General features: G+C 63.5%; 12 protein-coding genes and 1 pseudogene. 4 read left to right on the top strand and 9 right to left on the bottom strand.

Features of this window, described 5'->3' with window-relative positions; genetic code table 11:
- Nucleotides 1–112: 112 nt before the first annotated feature.
- The 6 genes and pseudogenes from AWB70_RS10895 to AWB70_RS10920 form a co-directional block, all read right to left on the bottom strand.
- A pseudogene (locus AWB70_RS10895) lies at nucleotides 113–439 on the bottom strand (transposase); the annotation flags it as partial.
- Nucleotides 440–444: 5 nt separating this feature from the next.
- Nucleotides 445–1,563 (bottom strand): asparaginase, encoded by a 1,119-nt coding sequence (locus tag AWB70_RS10900; protein ID WP_053570281.1) that lies wholly within the window; start codon nucleotides 1,561–1,563, stop codon nucleotides 445–447.
- Nucleotides 1,564–1,640: 77 nt separating this feature from the next.
- Nucleotides 1,641–3,059 carry an aspartate ammonia-lyase gene (gene aspA / locus AWB70_RS10905; protein ID WP_053570280.1) on the bottom strand — a complete coding sequence of 473 codons (1,419 nt, stop codon included), beginning with the start codon at nucleotides 3,057–3,059 and terminating at the stop codon, nucleotides 1,641–1,643.
- Nucleotides 3,060–3,158: 99 nt separating this feature from the next.
- Nucleotides 3,159–4,631 carry a cysteate racemase gene (cuyB, locus tag AWB70_RS10910; protein WP_053570279.1) on the bottom strand — a complete coding sequence of 491 codons (1,473 nt, stop codon included), beginning with the start codon at nucleotides 4,629–4,631 and terminating at the stop codon, nucleotides 3,159–3,161.
- The gene (locus AWB70_RS10915; protein WP_014193236.1) at nucleotides 4,628–5,917 is read right to left on the bottom strand and encodes a dicarboxylate/amino acid:cation symporter; all 1,290 of its coding nucleotides are present in this window, start codon (nucleotides 5,915–5,917) and stop codon (nucleotides 4,628–4,630) included. The genes cuyB and AWB70_RS10915 overlap by 4 nt, the downstream gene beginning before the upstream one ends.
- Nucleotides 5,918–6,103: 186 nt before the next feature.
- Nucleotides 6,104–7,018 (bottom strand): LysR substrate-binding domain-containing protein, encoded by a 915-nt coding sequence (locus tag AWB70_RS10920; RefSeq protein ID WP_053570278.1) that lies wholly within the window; start codon nucleotides 7,016–7,018, stop codon nucleotides 6,104–6,106.
- A gap of 618 nt (nucleotides 7,019–7,636) precedes the next feature.
- Here AWB70_RS10920 and AWB70_RS10930 point away from each other — a divergent pair.
- Complete coding sequence (locus tag AWB70_RS10930) at nucleotides 7,637–9,115, top strand: 3'-5' exonuclease (RefSeq protein ID WP_053570277.1); 1,479 nt, start codon at nucleotides 7,637–7,639, stop codon at nucleotides 9,113–9,115.
- 4 nt (nucleotides 9,116–9,119) lie between these two features.
- On the opposite strand, the gene flhC is transcribed toward AWB70_RS10930, so the two are convergent.
- The 3 genes from flhC to AWB70_RS10945 all read right to left on the bottom strand — a co-directional run bounded on the left by flhC (nucleotide 9,120) and on the right by AWB70_RS10945 (nucleotide 11,370).
- Nucleotides 9,120–9,704, bottom strand: a complete 585-nt coding sequence (flhC, locus tag AWB70_RS10935; protein WP_045457304.1) for a flagellar transcriptional regulator FlhC — start codon at nucleotides 9,702–9,704, stop codon at nucleotides 9,120–9,122.
- A gap of 2 nt (nucleotides 9,705–9,706) precedes the next feature.
- Complete coding sequence (locus AWB70_RS10940; protein WP_014193240.1) at nucleotides 9,707–10,003, bottom strand: flagellar transcriptional regulator FlhD; 297 nt, start codon at nucleotides 10,001–10,003, stop codon at nucleotides 9,707–9,709.
- 521 nt (nucleotides 10,004–10,524) lie between these two features.
- Complete coding sequence (locus AWB70_RS10945; RefSeq protein ID WP_198066133.1) at nucleotides 10,525–11,370, bottom strand: IclR family transcriptional regulator; 846 nt, start codon at nucleotides 11,368–11,370, stop codon at nucleotides 10,525–10,527.
- Between the two features lie 149 nt (nucleotides 11,371–11,519).
- Between AWB70_RS10945 and AWB70_RS10950 the strand changes: the two genes are divergently transcribed.
- From AWB70_RS10950 to AWB70_RS10960, 3 genes are all read left to right on the top strand, one after another.
- Entirely contained in the window at nucleotides 11,520–12,716 is a 1,197-nt protein-coding gene (locus AWB70_RS10950) for an acyl-CoA dehydrogenase family protein (RefSeq protein ID WP_053570275.1), read from the top strand.
- An 11-nt stretch (nucleotides 12,717–12,727) separates the two neighbouring features.
- Nucleotides 12,728–14,929, top strand: coding sequence for an acetate--CoA ligase family protein (locus tag AWB70_RS10955; RefSeq protein WP_063786712.1), 2,202 nt, complete (start codon nucleotides 12,728–12,730; stop codon nucleotides 14,927–14,929).
- 84 nt (nucleotides 14,930–15,013) lie between these two features.
- Nucleotides 15,014–16,372: an MFS transporter gene (locus AWB70_RS10960; RefSeq protein ID WP_053570333.1), complete on the top strand. Its 1,359-nt coding sequence runs from the start codon at nucleotides 15,014–15,016 to the stop codon at nucleotides 16,370–16,372.
- The last annotated feature ends 26 nt before the right edge of the window (nucleotides 16,373–16,398 follow it).

Below are 16,398 nucleotides of genomic sequence, written 5' to 3' on the forward strand. Positions count from 1 at the left end.
TCCAATGGTCACACGAAGCGCTGCAACAAATCGCGCCTTGGCCGGACGCTGTTTCCTAGCGAATGCCGGCGCTTCGGAACACGTCGCCGCCGCTCGAACCGGAAAGTACACTTACCCCATAGTGGCGAATTCGATGGAAGCCGATAGGCAACACATGGAGCAGGAAGCGGCGCATGAATTCGCCGGGCTCGAGCGTCATGACCTTGTGCCGGGTGCGACCGTTCTCGCGGTAGTCCTTCCAACGGAAGCTCACGCCACGCTCGTCTAAGGCGAGCAACCGCTGGTTGGAGATGGCGACGCGATGTGTGCAGCGTGACAGGTACCCGAGCACCGCTTCAGGACCGGCAAACGGACGCTCGGCATACACGAACCATTCCGAGGCTCGCAGCGGCGCGAGCCACCTTGCGAAGGCCTCGCGATCCGCGAGTTGCGCAACCGCGCCGATCACCACGTTCCGCTAAACGCCTGCTGTACCTTATGCGAATCAGTGACACCGTTCGCAATCAGCAACTGCGTAAGCAACCGGGCCTTTTGCGGGTTCAGGTCGAGCGACACGACGAAACCGCTCTTGTCATCATCGACCTCCACGTTTCTGTTCACGAACCCCGACATTACGCGCGTCGAGCGGACCACCACGATTCCCTTTTTAGCCGCCCGGTCGAGCGCAGCGAGCGCTTCCTTCGACGCGTCGCCATCGCCTTCGCCTGCCAGCACGATGCCTTTTGCGCCATCGCTGATCGCGTGGTCGATCTGCATTCCGTCCATGTTGCTATGCGCATACACGATCTCGACGCGCGGCAATGCACCATTCGCCGGCAAGCCCAGCACGTTGCGCGCGGTTTGAGGCAGCGGCGTGACAAACCGCACGCTTGCCGGATCCACGTAGCCGACCGCGCCCGCATTCGGCGAAGCAAACGCCTGAACCGCGGTCGTGTTGGTCTTCGTGATCCAGCGCGGCCCGTGAATCTGGTCATTCATCACGACCAGCACGCCGCGCCCCTGAGATTTCGGGCTCGCCGCCACTTCCACCGCTTCATAGAGATTGCCGGGACCATCGGCGCTCGTCGAACCGCCGGGACGCATCGAGCCGACCAGCACCACCGGCTTATCCGAGCGCAGCACGTTTTGCAGGAAGAACGCGGTCTCCTCGATCGTATCCGTGCCGTGCGTAATCACGATGCCATCCGCCTCGTTCCGATCGAACGCCTCCTGAATCCGGTGCGCCAATTGAAACCAGATCTTGTCGCTCATGTCCTGCGAGCCCACATTGGATATCTGCTCGGCGCTGATATTCGCGAGCTTCTCGATGCCCGGCACGCCACGCACGAGATCCTGGCCCAGCACGTTGCCCGAGTTGTAGCCGATCGCCGAGCGCGGATCAGCCGTCCCGGATATCGTCCCGCCCGTCGCCAGCACGAGAATGCGCGGCGTCGCAGCCAGGGCGGCCGTCGTCGCGTCCGGCGCCGCATCTGCGGCCAGAGCGCTCGTTCCATGGAGCGCGCTCGCACCCACGACAAGCCCTGCGACAAGCATTGCGCCTTGCACGATAGTCTTGATGCTCATTTCCTTCTCCTCCGTTGATTGGACAGCGCAAAAGACGGGACGCCGCGATTCAGCCGAGCGCCCCGCCGGGTGTTTCCTTACGCGGCAGACGAGATTTTTCTGGGCTGCGTCAGCATGGCGGGCTGCAGAATCTCGTCGAGCTGCAACTGGCTCAGGAGCCCCTTTTCGACCACGATCTCCGCGACGCTGCGCCCCGACGCGAGCGCTTCCTTCGCGACCTCGGTCGAGTGCGTGTAGCCGATGTACGGATTGAGCGCGGTCACGATGCCGATCGATTGCTCGACGATCGAGCGCAGCCGGTCGCGATTGGCCGTGATGCCATCGACACATTTCGACGCGAGCGTGAGGCATCCCGCGCGCAGATGAGCGACGCTCTTGAAGAGACTATGCGCGATGATGGGTTCGAACGCATTGAGCTGAAGCTGGCCCGCCTCCGCCGCAAAGCTGACCGTCACATCGTTGCCGATGACTTCGAATGCGATCTGGTTGACGACTTCCGGAATGACCGGGTTCACCTTGCCCGGCATGATGCTGGAGCCGGCCTGCACCGGCGGCAGGTTGATTTCGCCGAGTCCAGCGCGCGGGCCGCTCGAAAGAAGCCGAAGGTCGTTGCAGGTCTTCGAGAGCTTGACCGCGACGCGCTTCAACACACCGGACAACTGCACGAACGAGCCAACGTCCTGCGTCGCTTCAACGAGGTTCGGCGACGTCGTGAGTTCAATGCCGGTCACGTCGCTCAAATGCCGGCAGACGAGCTGCGCATACTCCGGATGCGTATTGATGCCAGTCCCGATCGCCGTTGCGCCGAGGTTGATCTCGCAGATCAGCTTCGCGGCTTCCCTCAGCCGCTCTTCGTCTTCGCCGAGCATGACCGCAAACGTGCTGAATTCCTGCCCGAGCGTCATCGGCACCGCATCCTGAAGCTGGGTGCGGCCCATTTTCAGGTCGTTGCTAAACTCCTGCGCCTTGCGTTCGAACGACGCGCGCAGCACGCCCATCGCCTCGACGAGTTGCATGATGCCCGTATAAGTCGCGATCTTCAGGGCGGTCGGGTAGACATCGTTCGTGCTCTGCCCGAGATTCACATCCTCGTTCGGATGCAGGACGCCGTACTCGCCTCGCTGATGTCCGAGATGTTCGAGCGCGAGATTCGCGATGACTTCGTTCGCGTTCATGTTGGTCGAGGTGCCCGCGCCTCCCTGAATGACATCGACGACGAAGTGGTCGTGCGCCGTGCCGGAGCGCACTTGCCTGCATGCCTGGACGATGGCCTGCATCTTGAGTTCGCTCAGCAATCCCAGGTCGTAGTTCGCGAGCGCGGCTGCTTCCTTCACGCTCGCCAATGCGTTGACGAGATTCGGGTAAGCGGAGATGGCAATACCCGTGATCGGGAAGTTGTCGAGCGCGCGCAGCGTGTGAACGCCATAGTACGCCACGGCGGGCACGGCGAGGTCGCCGAGAAGGTCGTGTTCGATGCGTTCGGTGAGTGCTAACATATGGATTCCTATGTAATTTCAAATGCGAATTGACACTGACGAACGGAGTCATCCGGCGCACATCGTGCGCAGGACAGTCAGCGATATCGATTGGATGAACTAGGTTGCTTCGGGCAGCAGCGGCGTCGCGCTCGCGTACGTCACGCACTGTCTTGCAAGCACATCGGTCGGGTCGACGAGCCGTACGCGCGCGCCGCCTGCCCCGGTGAAGTCAGTCCGCGGAAACAGGAGCGGCAATTCGGTACATCCCAGGATGATGACTTCGACACCCTCGGCGATCAGGCCCTCGATCGCGGCGGCGATATCCTCCTGGCACGCTCCGGTCGTGAAGCCGGCTTTCACGCCCTCCTTGCCGTAGATCGCCGCCATCACGCGCGCCTGCAAGGCGGGGCCCGGAACGATCTGCCGCAAGCCCTGTGATTCGAGCGCTCTCTCGTAGACGCCGCTTGCAACCGTACCCGACGTCGCCAGAACGCCCACCGCGCGCAGTGCCGGAAACGTCTCGCGAAGATATCGCACGGTCACGGTCAGCATGTTCACGATAGGAACGGCGAGATAGGGTTGAATGCGCTCGACGAATGCGTGGGCCGTGTTGCACGGGATGGCGATGATGTCCGCTCCCCCCGCTTCGAGCTTCTTGCAGGTCGCATAGAGCGAGATGGTCGGGTCGGGACCGTTGCCGACCAGATTTTCCGTGCGGTCCGGAATCTGCGGATTCTGTTCGACCATCAGCTTGATATGGTCCTGGTCGCGCCTCGCAGGCGTTGCGCGCACGATTTTGTGAATGAAATCGACCGTCGCCGCCGGCCCGACTCCGCCGACCACGCCGACCTTGAAGAGCGTTTCCGGGGACCCGTACTGGCCCGACACGACGTATTGCGCATAAACGAGGTTCGAATCCACCAGCGGGACCCGCAGCGGGCCGATGTCCTCGGCGACGAGCGCGATCTCCGTCAGGCCAGGCACGATGACATTGGCGCCTTGCGCGATGAGGTCTTCGCAGGCCTCCCGCAACAGTTCGACTGGCCGGCCGCGCAGCGTGCCGCTCTTCACGCCGTTCGGTCCGTAGACGGCCTCGTTGACGAGGTCGCGCCCTTCCGCCAGACGCGGATGGATCACGTCGAACTCGGGCGCCGCGAAATACGATTCGAAGAGTCCCTTGCGCCGCGCGTAGGCGGACGCCAGCACGCCGATCCGTCGAACGGCCGGAAACTTCCGTCGTACATGACTGCGGACCGCTTCGACCATATCGACGATCTGCAAGGGCGAGTTGGCCTTCAGCTCATCGATGAAAGTGTGGCTGAGAAAGCAAGGGAGCACGACCGTAGTCACGCCGCGCTTCTCGAAGCTGTTCATCATATTGAAGATGTACAGCTTTCTTTGCGTCAACGTATCGCGGCCGGCATCGGAGCTCCGGAAGGGATGTTGCTCGAAGATCGCGTCGAAATGCTCGCCGTCGCTCGCAGTGGGCATCGACTTGATCAGCTTGAAAAAGACGTCTGCGCTCGCGAGCGGCCCGAGTCCGCCCACCACGCCGAACTTTCGCACGCTCGTCAGATTGCCCTCGCTCATTTCGTCTCGCCTTCGAGCTGGCCGAACGCGACCGTCTGCGCGACTTGCTCTTCGCGGACTGCGCGCTTGCCTTCCCACTTTGCGATGACCGCCGTGGCGATGCTGTTGCCGATCACGTTCGTCGCCGTGCGCCCCATGTCGAGGATCTGGTCGATGGCGAGGATCAGCACCACGCCCGAGGGCGGCAGATGGAACATCGGTGCCACGGCCGCGACCACGACCACCGAGCCTCTCGCGACGCCGGCCATGCCCTTGCTGCTGACCATCAGGACGAGCAGCATCAGAATCTGCGTGCCGAGCGGCATGTCGATTCCGAACGCCTGGGCGATGAAAATCGCGGCGAACGCCTGATACATCATCGAGCCGTCGAGATTGAACGCGTATCCGAGCGGCAAGGTGAAGCCCACCACTTTCTTGTCGACGCCGAACTCCTCGAGCTTCTCGGTGAGACGCGGATACGCGGCCTCGCTGCTCGCCGTCGAGAACGCGAGCATCGCGGGTTCCCGGATCGCCTTCAGCAGCGCCCAGATCGGGTTGCCGAGAAATGCATAGCCCACCAGGATGAGCGCGGTCCACAAGAGGGCGAGACCGGCATAGAAGCTGCCGATGAGCTTGCCGTAGGTCATCAGCACGTCGAGCCCGTGCACGGTGATCGCGGAGGCGAGCGCACCGAAGACACCGAGCGGCGCGAGGCGCATCACGTAGTCGGTCAGCTTCAACATGGCGGGCACGAGCGCATCGATGCCCGCGATCAGCGGTGCCACGCGCGGGTCGGACTTGATCACGCTCAGGACGATCCCAAACAGCACGGAGAAGATCAGAATCTGGAGGATGTCGTTGCGCGCCATCGCATCGAGGATGCTGGTGGGAAACGCGTGCGTCACGAAGTCCTTGAAGTTGAGGCCGCTAGTGTTGAGGCCGGTCGCCACGTCGGCGCTCGTCTGGGTCATGTGCAATCCTGCGCCCGGCTGAAACAGGTCCGCGAGGAAGAGGCCGAGCGCAAGCGAAAACAGCGACGCGCTCAGGAACCATCCAATCGACCTCAAGCCGATTCGGCGCACATCGCTCGTGCCTTCCATGCCGGCGAGGCCGGAGACGAGCGTGGCCAGAACCAGGGGCGCAATGATCATCTTGACGAGCCGCAGGAAGATATCCGTGATGATCGAGAAGTAGCCCGCGATTTCCTTGGCTTGCGCCGCATCCACAGCCGTCCGATGGCAGACGTAGCCAACAGCCACGCCGAGCACCATGCCGGCGAGTATATAAAGGGTGAGTCGATTTTTCATTTGTCTCCGTCCAAGGATGGCGACGTCAGGGTCGCTTTTCGCGGCCGCTGCGCGCTCGGGGGCTGGCAAAGACGCCGCGAATTCAGCGGCGCTTTTGTGTCTGGACGGAATCTTAGGGAAGCTGGAAAAAAGGTGAATGCTACTCCTGCATATGGTTATGCGAGTTTCGCATAACGCGGGACAACCCTATCCGGCGGCACCGGAAGCGGCACGGAGGTGACGCCAGAGCGAATCCAGAAATTCGCTGTGGTTCGACGCATCCCGATACACCCGAAGCTCCACTTCGAGTTGCCATTCCGCCGTGCCGGCCGGCACGAGATCGCCGGCGTCGAGTTCGGCAAGGATGGAGCTTCTCGGCAGCCACGCGACACCCTCGCCTTCGAGCACGAGCTTCTTGACCACTTCCGCCATGTCGGATTCGTAATGAAGCCGCAAGGCGGGCGTCGAGCGGGCGTGAGCGAGCAGGACTGCGAGGCAGCGTCCGAAGTAACTGGTCTCCGTGTAGGAGATGAGCGATAAAGGACGTTCGTTCGTGCCGGGCAGGCGGAATGCGGGCGCGCTTCGCTGATTGGGCTTGCAGACCGGCATGAAGGTGTCGGTGCCCACGGTGAGGTACTCGTATCGCGTCGGGTCAAGATGCAGCGGCAGCTCGGGATGATGATAGGCGAACATCAATTCGCAATTGCCGTTGACGAGCATCAGGATCGAATCGTGGACATTGGCCGGAATGACGCGGGCGCGCACTTCGTCGAAATGCGCAGCGAGCGCACGCAGCCACGCGGGCAGGAAGTTGAGCGCGATGGTATGGCCGGCGGCGATCTGCACGCCCTTGCCGGCAATGCGCTGCTCGGTGCGGATGATGGCGCGCGTGTCGAAGAGCTTCTCGATGATGTCCTCGGCCGCTTCGCGAAAGAGCTGACCCGCGGGCGTCAATGTAGGAGGAAAGCTGCTTCGGTTGATGAGGTCGGCGCCGACCCACTGCTCAAGCGACTGAATCCGCCTGCTGAACCCGGACTGCGTCACGTTGCGAAATTCTGCCGCCCGCGAGAAGCTTTGATACTGCGCGAGCGCGATGAAGTCTTCGATCCACTTGATTTCCATAGCTTGTCCGTATCGGTTTCAGCGACAAGGCAGATCGGCCGCCGGATGACCCTCGGATTCTACGGGACGCATCGTCGCCGATTGAGCCGTCGGATGCCCGTCCGTGTTCCTCAGCGCATGGGCTCTTCGAATTTCCCACGCTAATAAGTATTTGGCGGCTCGAACCCGACGACGCGCCGCTGCTCGAAGCCATCTTGCGCCAAGCGGACGGCTAGCTTGAACGGGCGCCGCGCTACGTACACGTGGACGCGCGCGAGCGATTGGAGCGGGTTCGCGGTCGGCGGCCGCCAAACTGCGCTGGCAGGCGCGGCGCACCTCCGGTAACCCCTGCTCTCCATACAGAACGCCGCTCGAAGAACCGGTTTAATCTTCGCGCGCTGCGGTTGCTCATGTGCACGCCAAGTCACGGTTGCCAATCGGCGATTATATTTAGGATTACGATATAAAAGATGATCATTGGCCTCATGTAAAATCGATATGCTCGTCTAAGGCGTTGAGACGACCTGGACTCGCCGCTCGCCACCGGCTATTCGAACATAGCAGCGCGCACGGCGGCCGCACCGGCACCCGTCGGTCGAACTTGCGGCACACTGTTTCTTTTCGTTGGAAGAGCGATCGGTGGCCAAGGCATACAAACCCACGGCGGAACAAGAAGCCGTTGTCGAAGCCGCGAAAGGCGGCGGCGATCTGAAGGTCAAAGCGTATGCGGGCGCAGGCAAGACTTCGACGCTTCGGCTCGTCGCTCAGCAGCTCATTGGCCAGCGGGGCAGCTATCTGGCCTTCAACAAGGAAATCGCGGACTCGGCGAGACGCGGCTTTCCGGCCAACGTCTCATCCCGCACCGTTCATTCACTGGCATACGCGAGTGCGCCCGCGTGGCTGACCGCGCGCATCAATCTGCCATCCGAGCCGCCACACGAGCTGGCCGCCCGATATGGGTTCGGCCCTATCGAAGTGCCGACCATCACAGGAAAGAACGCGAAGGTCGATCCGTTCGAAATCGGCCGGATGATCGTAGACGGTCTCGGCCGCTTTTGTCGGTCCGCCGATGATGCGCCGCAGCCCTTCCACCTATCAGTCGACGAGAAGATCCGCGACGATGCGGCCGATTGGCTTCGCGAGCAACTCGTACCCCGCATCGGGCGGCTATGGGCGGAAAGCATTAACCCGCGCGGCCTGAAGGCGATACAGCCTGACGTTTATCTGAAGGTGTGGGCGCAATCCAATCCGCGTATCAACGCCGACTTCATCTTATTCGACGAGGCGCAGGACAGTGACGGCATCATGCTGTCGGTTCTTGCCCGGCAACGGCACGCACAGAAGATCTACGTGGGCGATCCGTATCAGCAAATCTATGAGTGGCGCGGCGCAGTCAACGCAATGGCGCAAATTGATGCGCCAGAGCGGCCGCTGACTGAATCTTTCCGTTTCGGTCCGACCTTCGCAGGACTCGCGAGCCGCGTGCTCGCATTACTCGGAGAGGCAATCCCTATCCGAGGCCAGCCGAGCATCGGCTCGATCATGGTCGAAGATCCGTCCGTTCAGCCGCCCGTGGACGCGGTGCTGTGCCGCAAGAACGCCACGGCCATCTGGCAGTTTGCGGCGGGCATCGAGATGGGGCATCGCCCGGCACTTCGCATGAACCCCAGCGAGGTCGTCGCCTTTGCCGACGGCGCTGATCAGCTGCTCAACGGAAGGCGGGCTTTTCGGCCGACCGCTCTATCGTTGTTTGAAAACTGGAATGAGGCGCAAGCATTCGCGCGCAGCGCGGTCGGCCGCGATTTGCTGCCTGTCGTGGAGATCGTCGACGATCGTGGCACGGACTATTTGCGTGCGCTCGCTCAACGTCGGACGCCCGAGGGCCAAGCTGACTACGTCATCTCGACCATTCATCGGGCGAAGGGACTGGAATGGAAGCGCGTGCGGATCGTCAATGACTTCCGCTTCAAGACGGTCGACGGTCGGCTGACGTTGGACGAGGACGAGATGCGGCTGCTGTACGTGGCACTTACGCGCGCGCAACACGTGCTCGACATCTCGGACGTGCGGGATGAATTGTTGCGGCTCTTCAACGTGCCGAAGGCCGCGCGCCGATAGGAGGTCAGGCGGCCTGTGCTTGCAACGCGGCGTCGCGCTCGAGCGCTGCTTTCGCGGCCAGCTTCGTCTTGCCTGCTCGCGACGGCGGCTGGCAAATGCCGCAGACCATCGTGTGCGACGGCTCATGCGCGTGCGCGACGAACTTGCCGCGGCAACGCGTGCAGCCAGCCAGACGAAGGATCCCGGCGTCCTTGAAACGGATGAATGTCCAGGCGCGCGTCAGGTCCATCTGCAATGGCTCGCCGATCATGTCGAAATGCTCGGCATAGAGCGAGTACGCGCGAGTCAGCAGATCCACGCGGTCCAGCCCTTTGCTGTTCGCTTCCAGGAAGGCGTAGACGTTCGCGAACATCGACGTATGAATGTTCGGCGCCCACGTCAGATACCAGTCCTCCGAGAACGGCAGCATGCCCTTCGGCGGCGATGCACCCTTCACTTCGCGATACAGGCGAATGAGCCGTTCACGCGAAATCGTCGGGATTTCCGATTCCAGCACTTGCATGCGCGCGCCGAGCTTGATCAGCGCGATGGCACGCATGACCTGAGCAGCTTCCTCAGCGAGGCTCTTCGAAGGCGTGGTCGTGGTCATCTTCAGGCCGCCAGAAGGACGTCGTTAGCGACGGCCGACGCCGCGGCTTCGTTGCTGCGAACGGCGAGGCCCCCGAGCATCGCATCCGTGCTCATGCGGAAGAAGCACAGCACTTGCGACGACGATGCGAGCTTCAGCGTCTGCTCCGGCGAGAGCTTCAATAGTAGATCCGCCATGTCCGCCGAGAGACCCAAATGCGACTGTGCCGCTTCCCGGTCGGATGCCAGAACGCGTCGCGCGAGCATGAGGTAGGACATGTTCAATTCGCGGATAGCACTGAGGTCGGAGGTGGTGTTCATAGCGGCAGTCCAGAGAGTAATTTCGACTTGCTCGTCGCGCTGTCAATGAAGGCGCGAACGAATTGTCTGATTACAGATCGGACTTTGCAACATTTAGTTACACAGGGTAAACGTTTGCGATAGACAACTGACCTTTTCGCAATCGTTAGCGCGGAATGAGATTCTTCTTATCTGACGGTACATTCGCACTGAGATATTTCGGTTCGGATGGTCTCTGCGCCGATTGCTCTACTGTTTTTCAAGTTGCGTGAGTCACAGTCACCTTCGTCGCAATGAGAAAAATGCAAAGTCTAAATAAGTAACGATTACCGATTCGGCAATTTAGACTGATGTTTTCCCGCGACAAGCTTACTTGCGGTGAGAGATGCTGCTGCGCTCCGGAACCGACTAGCCGAGAGCACGCGCCGCAGACTTTCTTTCAGTAACCGCACATCTGTGATCGCGGCACCGACGTATGTCTCGAAACTCTTCGTCTCGGTCCCGCCTCCGTGACGCGCAGGTCAGCGCCGGTCGGGGCGCGACTAATAAATGCCCATTGCGCCTTCGAGCGCGCGGACCATCGACACCAGACGCGGCCCGATGTCGCCCTCCAATTGCCCTTCTTTCAAAAGATACGACGGCACGCCGCAGTTGAACACCAGTATCTCGCCGTCGGCGGAAGGCTTCATCGGCACGGCGACCGCGTGCACTTCGCGGCGCAAGTCGCCGTACGACGCGCAGAACCCGCGCTGGTGAAACGATTCGATGCTCGCCATCACGCGTTCGCGAAACGTCGTCCAGTCGCCAGGCGTCTTGACCGAGATTTCGTTGCACACTGCCTCGCGCCGCTCCAGCGGCATGGCGGCGAGCAAGGCGCGCCCCATCGCGGTACGCACGATCGGATAACTCAGGCCGATGTCCGCGGGCAAGCCGAGCGGCGTCGCGCTGCGGCTGCTTTCCAGGTATACGACGTTCAGCCGGTCGCGCATGCCGAGCGACACGGAGCCGCGCACCTGATCGGCGAGCTCCCTCATCGACGGCCGCGCGATCTGCCGCACCGTGAGGCTCGCGAGCAGCGGATAGCCGAGCGAGAGCACCGCCGAGCCGAGCTGAAACTTGTTGTTGAGGCGATTCACGCGCAGATAGCCGAGCCGCGTGAGCGTGTAGGTGAAGCGCGAGATGGTGGCCTTCGTCATTCCGGTGCGCGCGGCCAACTCCGCATTGCCGAGCTGCGGCTCGCGCGGCGTGAAGCACTGCAGGATGTCGAGCCCGCGTGCGAGCGTCGTCGCGAATTGGCGATCGCCCTCGAATTCGTCCGGCTCGTAGCGCACTTTCGAGTCGGCATAGTCACCCGTCGGCGGGTCCATGTGTGACGCATCGCGGGACATATACGGGTTTCTCCTCAATGATGCCGGCCATTTTGCCCAAACCGTTCCGCATATCCAAACTCTGTTCAGCATAGTCGAACAAGTACGCTTTCGCCGCCCGCCCTGCCCGATAGTGTCCTCACACATCGATCCACATGGCGGAGACAGACATGACGCAGAACGATTCAGCTTTCGATGCACTACTCGCGGGAGTAGAACGCTTCGTGCGGGACGAGGCGATCCCGCGCGAAAGCGAAGTCGAAAACAGCAACGAAGTGCCGCCCGATCTCGTCGCGCGGATGCGCGCGCTCGGCTATTTCGGCTGGAGCATTCCGCGCGAATTCGGTGGCGCGGGCCTCACGACCGAGCAACTGGTGCGCGGCGCGATGGCGCTTTCGCAGGCATCGGTCGCATTTCGCGCGCGCGTCGGCACGAACACGGGCATCGGCTCGGAAGCGCTCGTCGCCGACGGCGCGCCCGAGCAGAAGCGCCGCTATCTGCCGCGCCTCGCATCCGGCGAACTGACGGGCGCTTTCGCGCTCACCGAGCCCGCCGCCGGCTCCGACGCCACCGCGCTTGCCACGAGCGCGCGCCGCGACGGCGACCATTACATCCTGAACGGCAGCAAGTGCTTCATCACCAACGCGCCCATCGCGGACGTGTTCACGGTGATGGCCCGCACCGATCCGTCGAAGCCGGGCGCGGCGGGCATCTCCGCGTTCATCGTCGAACGTTCGATGGCGGGTCTCTCGACGAGCGAGCCCTACGAAAAAATGGGTCAGGCGGGCTCGCCCGTCGGCGACGTGATCCTGCGCGACTGCCGCGTGCCCGCCGCGAATCTGATCGGCGGCGTGGAAGGACAGGGCTTCCGGACCGCGATGAAAGTGCTCAACAAGCAGCGCATCCATCTCGCGGCGCTGTGCACGGGGCCGGCCATGCGCATGCTCGACGAAGCCGTCGCCTACACGATGACGCGCGAGCAGTTCGGACGGCCCATCGCCGAATTCCAGCTGATTCAGGCGCTCATCGCCGAATCGCAGACGGAGATTTTCGCGGCCCGCTCGATGATCCTCGATGCCGCCCGCAGACGCGACGCCGGCGAGGACGTCACGCTCGAAGCCTCGATGTGCAAGATGTTCGCCTCGGAAATGTGCGGCCGCGTCGCGGACCGCGCGGTGCAGATGCTGGGCGGCCGCGGCTATCTGTCGGGCAATGCGGTGGAGCGCTTCTATCGCGACGTGCGCGCGTTTCGCATCTATGAAGGCACGACGCAGATCCATCAGCTGAACATCGCAAAGATCACGCTGAAGCGCGCCGCGGCGGCGCGTGACATGCGCGCCGGCAACGAAGTCGCCCGCGCCGCGTGAGGAGAGCCGCCATGAATCACAATCCAAAACTCTCGATCGAACGTCTCGTCAATCCGCGCTCGATCGCAATCGTCGGCGCATCGAACGACGCCCGCTCGATCAGCGGCCAGCCGATGCGCTTTCTCATGCAGCACGGATATCGCGGCGCGCTCTACCCCGTCAATCCGAAGTACGCGGAGATCGAGGGCGTCGCATGCAGCCCGAGCGTCGCCGCGCTGCCCGCTACGCCGGATCTGGCGCTGATCCTCGTCGCGGCGAAGCGCGTGCCACAGATGCTGCGCGAGTGCGGCGAGCGCGGCGTCCCCTACGCGATCGTGTACAGCTCGGGCTTCGCCGAAGCGGGCGACGCGGGCGCGGCGCTCCAGCGGGAATGCACGGAGATCGCGCGGCGCTTCGGCATGCGCGTGATCGGCCCCAACTGCCAGGGGCTGGTCAGCACGGGCGGCCATGTCTACGCGGGATTCGGCGCGCCCTTCGGCGTGTCGTACCGCAGCGGCAATCTTTCGCTGATCTCGCAGAGCGGCGGCTTCGGCTGCGCGCTGCTGCTGATGGCCGACGAGCTCGGCATCGGCCTGCGCCACTTCATCACCACCGGCAACGAAGCTGATGTGAGCCTGCTCGATCTCGTCGACGCCTGCATCGACGATCCGGAAACCTCGCTGATCGCCGCCTACATCGAAGGACTCAAGGACGCGCGGCGCCTGGTCGGCGTGGCGCGGCGCGCGCTCGACGCCGGCAAGCCGATCCTCGCGTGGAAAGTCGGCAACACGCCCGACGGCGCGAAGGCGGCGGCCTCGCATACGGCGAATCTCGGCGGCGCGTCCGCGCTCTACAGGACGGCGTTCCGCCAGGCCGGCGTGATCGAAGTATGCGACATCGCCGATCTCTGCGACTATGCGAAGGCCTTCGGCATGCAGCGGCTGCCGCAGGGCGCGCGCGTCGCGGTGGTGACGCTTTCGGGCGGCGCGGGCATTCTCGCCACCGACGTCTGCGCGCAGAACGGCATGTCGATGCCCGCCCTCACACGCGACACGCTCGACCGCCTGCGCCCGCTCGTGCCGGCGTTCGCGTCGCTCGACAATCCCGTCGATCTGACGGCGGGCATTCTCGCCGACCCACGCATCTTCGCTGACACGCTGCAGTTCATCGCGGACGATCCGAACATCGACTCGATCGCGATCATGGCAGCGGCGGCGAGCGGCGAGGTCGCGCACGCGATGGCCGAGGCGATCGCGCGTGTTTACCGCGCAACCACGAAGCCGATGATGGTCGCCTGGAACGCACGGCGCGACATGGCGAGCGCAGCGTACCGCGTGATGGAAGACGCCTGCGTGCCGCTCTTTCCGACACCCGTGCGATGCGCCCGCGCCCTCGCCGCGCTGTCCACGTATGCACTGGCGCGACGCGCGCGCGCCGGGTCACGCCATGCGGCCCGCCCCACACGGCGTCCGGTGCCGCACGTCGCCGCCCTGCTCACGCAAGGCGCGGGCGATCTCACCGAGCATGCGGCGCAGAGCCTGCTTCGCGCATACCGCATCGATGCCCCGAAAAGCGCGCTCGCGCATCATCGCGACGACGCGCTCACGGCGGCTCGCGCGATCGGCTTTCCGCTCGTCGTCAAGGTGCAGTCGCCCGACATTCCGCACAAGACCGAGGCGGGCGCCGTGCGCGTCGGCATTCGCGACGAAGCCATGCTCGCCGAAGCGTTCGACGCGGTGCTCGCCGGCGCGCGGCATCATGTGCCCGGCGCGCGCATCGAGGGCGTGCTGCTACAGAAACAGATTCGCGATGCGGTCGAAATCATCGTCGGCATCGAGAACGATCCATCGTTCGGACCGGCCGTGATGTGCGGCCTCGGCGGCGTCTATGCAGAAGTGCTCAAGGACGTGGCGTTTCGCCTCGCGCCCGTGACGCACGACGATGCGCACGCGATGATCCGCGAGCTGCGCGCCCATGCGATGCTGCTGGGGGCGCGCGGCAAGCCCGCCGCCGACATCGACGCGCTCGCCGATACCCTCGTCGCGCTGTCGGACATGGCGCTCGATCTCGAAGATCATCTGCGCGAGCTGGATATCAATCCACTGTTCGTGCTGCCGCAGGGTCAGGGCGTGCGCGCCGGAGACGCGCTCGCGCGGCCCGTTCCGCAGCCATATGCGCACGCCGGACACGCGGGTGAAGTCGAGCCTTGCACGAACGCGGTCATGGATGGATAGTGAGGCCACGCCTCGCTGTTTCCGCGGGCGCGGCCGATGCCGCGCCTCATCGATTCCGGCTTATTTCCGCGAGACGATCCGATCATGCACAAGCTTTCCCCCGCCGACACGCCGGCTGCGAGCGAACTCTCTCCCGCCGACGTCGAGCGCACGTACCGCAAGATTTTCTTCCGGCTCATCCCGCTGCTGTTTCTTTGCTATGTGGTGAGCTATGTCGATCGCGTCAACATCAGCTTCGCGAAGCTGCAGTTCATGCACGATCTCGGCTTTTCCGAGGCGACCTATGGCCTGGGCGCGGGGTTGTTCTTCATCGGCTATGTGCTGTTCGAGGTGCCGAGCAATCTCTGGATGCAGCGCATCGGGGCGCGCCGCACGCTCCTGCGCATCATGTTCGCGTGGGGCGTGATGTCGAGCCTCATGATGTTCGTGCGCACGCCCACGCAGTTCTACGTCATGCGCTTTCTGCTCGGCGTGACGGAGGCGGGCTTCTTTCCCGGCATCATCTTCTATCTCTCGTGCTGGTTCCCCGGCGCGCGGCGTGCGCGGGTCACCGCGTTCTTCATGATGGCGACGGCCGTCGCGGGCATCGTCGGTGGTCCGGTGTCGGGCTTCATCATGACGCGCCTCGCGGGCGTGGCGGGCCTTCCCGGCTGGCAATGGCTCTTTCTGCTCGAAGGCCTGCCTGCCGTGGTGCTGGGCATCGTCGTGTACCTTGCGCTCGGCGATGCGCCCGCGGACGTGCACTGGCTCTCCGATGACGAGAAAGCCCTGGTGAAAGGCGACCTGCTCGCGGAGGAAAAGACGAAGCACGCCAGCCATCTCGACGGACTGCGCGGCGCGCTCGCCAACCCGCGCGTCTATCTCGCGGCGCTCGTGTACTTCGCGGTGATGATGCCATTCAACGCCATCGGCTTCTGGGCGCCGACGGTCATCCGCGATCTGGGCGTGAGCAACCTGCTCGACGTGGGCCTGCTTTCGGCGCTCGTGTTCGTCGCGGCGGCGCTCGGCACGTATATCGTCGGCTCGCATTCCGACCGCACCATGGAGCGGCGCTGGCATGTCGCGGTGAGCGGCGCGGTCACGGCAATCGCATTCGCGCTTCTGCCGCTCGCGGGCCACAACGTGCCGCTCGGCGTCGGGCTGCTCGCGCTCGCGGCCGCTGCGTCATATGGCAGCTTCGTCGTGTTCTGGACGATTCCTCAAACGTTCCTGCCGCGTTCCTCCGCCGCTGGCGGCATCGCGATGATCACGAGCCTGGGCGGCACCGGCGGCTTCGTCAGCCCGGCGTTCGTCGGCTGGATCAAGACGCAGACGGGCAACGCCGAATACGGACTGATCGGCCTGGGAATCGTTCTGCTCGCCGGCGTGACACTTCTTCTTGCATTCCCCGTTCATGGAAAGAATCGTGTCACTTCAGAACCCGCGCGGCGCCTACCCGCGTGATCAAATTCCAAGACGCTGCCGCCGGT

The sequence above is a fragment of the Caballeronia cordobensis genome (genome assembly GCF_001544575.2).
Classification (GTDB): Bacteria; Pseudomonadota; Gammaproteobacteria; order Burkholderiales; family Burkholderiaceae; genus Caballeronia; species Caballeronia cordobensis.

Bases quoted from the DNA above. Each gene is read 5' to 3' on its own strand.
- AWB70_RS10955 (WP_063786712.1), top strand. From the start codon at position 12,728: ATGAATCACAATCCAAAACTCTCGATCGAACGTCTCGTCAATCCGCGC.
- AWB70_RS10900 (WP_053570281.1), bottom strand. From the start codon at position 1,563: ATGAGCATCAAGACTATCGTGCAAGGCGCAATGCTTGTCGCAGGGCTT.
- AWB70_RS10960 (WP_053570333.1), top strand. From the start codon at position 15,014: ATGCACAAGCTTTCCCCCGCCGACACGCCGGCTGCGAGCGAACTCTCT.
- AWB70_RS10945 (WP_198066133.1), bottom strand. From the start codon at position 11,370: ATGTCCCGCGATGCGTCACACATGGACCCGCCGACGGGTGACTATGCC.
- AWB70_RS10940 (WP_014193240.1), bottom strand. From the start codon at position 10,003: ATGAACACCACCTCCGACCTCAGTGCTATCCGCGAATTGAACATGTCC.
- AWB70_RS10950 (WP_053570275.1), top strand. From the start codon at position 11,520: ATGACGCAGAACGATTCAGCTTTCGATGCACTACTCGCGGGAGTAGAA.
- AWB70_RS10920 (WP_053570278.1), bottom strand. From the start codon at position 7,018: ATGGAAATCAAGTGGATCGAAGACTTCATCGCGCTCGCGCAGTATCAA.
- AWB70_RS10915 (WP_014193236.1), bottom strand. From the start codon at position 5,917: ATGAAAAATCGACTCACCCTTTATATACTCGCCGGCATGGTGCTCGGC.
- flhC (WP_045457304.1), bottom strand. From the start codon at position 9,704: ATGACCACGACCACGCCTTCGAAGAGCCTCGCTGAGGAAGCTGCTCAG.
- cuyB (WP_053570279.1), bottom strand. From the start codon at position 4,631: ATGAGCGAGGGCAATCTGACGAGCGTGCGAAAGTTCGGCGTGGTGGGC.
- aspA (WP_053570280.1), bottom strand. From the start codon at position 3,059: ATGTTAGCACTCACCGAACGCATCGAACACGACCTTCTCGGCGACCTC.